This is a genomic window from Vibrio sp. 1402, assembly GCF_033340275.1.
The window spans coordinates 1-863 of record NZ_JAWOWE010000146.1; the positions used below are offsets into that span (position 1 = coordinate 1).

Sequence of the window (863 nt, forward strand, 5' to 3'; positions counted from 1 at the left end):
TCTTTGACTCGATAAGGTATTAAGTAAGGAAACTTTTGCAAGATTAGTTCTCTTGTTCCGAACACTCTCCCTGGTCGTCCCATTGCTGGGTTTGCTTTCAGGAGTTCTGTTAGTTCGTGAACTTCTTTAACAAAGTCCCTTGCTGACTGAGGGTTTTGTTCCTGTAAGTATTCAGCTGAATGCTCTAAATTGATTAATGCTTTTTTTAGCCATTTAATCTGCATTCACACCCCACTTAGAGAAAGCACTTTTCACATCATCTGCACTAGCAAAATGACCTGCATCAGCTTCGCTAAGAGCTTCTTTAATTTCATTTATCTGCCAAAGCTCACGCTCTAAGTAATCTTGGATAGCTTGGTTTGTTATCCAAGACTTTGTTCTGCCTGTTGATTCAGCAAGCTGCGTTAACTTTTGCTCGATATCGTCAGGAATTCTTACCGACATAGATGGCATGGTGGTCTCCCTCTTGTATTGCGTTGTATGCATTGTAATACAAGAGGGAGGATTTACCATAATAGGAATAATGAACACTAAAAAAACTTCTTTATTTTTGATGAGTTATCGATGACCAATTTCCATTTTTTGTTAGTAGAACCTAAATGATTTTTGTGATCTCTGTCAAAAAATCATTTACATCATATGCAGATTAGGTAATACTAGCTTCGCTCTGCTGTTCAGAGTTATTAAATGCAAAATCCAGTTGTAAAAGTAAAGCCCTCAGAATTTCTTCGTAATTGTTGTTTTCCTCAGCGTTTCCCTTAGCTTCATAGATACATTAAATAATTCAATATCTTAGCACTTCGTATTTCGCGATATAATTAATTTAATAAGGGACAACAATGTCTAATTCAAATAAAGTAACT

General features: G+C 36.0%; 2 protein-coding genes. Both read right to left on the bottom strand.

Annotation, left to right across the window (positions count from 1 at the left end; all coding sequences use genetic code 11):
• Nucleotides 1-224, bottom strand: a 224-nt coding sequence (locus R7044_RS24705; RefSeq protein WP_169697607.1) for a type II toxin-antitoxin system RelE/ParE family toxin, incomplete at its 3' end; no start/stop codon positions are given.
• Nucleotides 214-453: a CopG family ribbon-helix-helix protein gene (locus R7044_RS24710; RefSeq protein ID WP_001139687.1), complete on the bottom strand. Its 240-nt coding sequence runs from the start codon at nucleotides 451-453 to the stop codon at nucleotides 214-216. The genes R7044_RS24705 and R7044_RS24710, both read right to left, overlap by 11 nt.
• Between the last annotated feature and the right edge of the window lie 410 nt (nucleotides 454-863).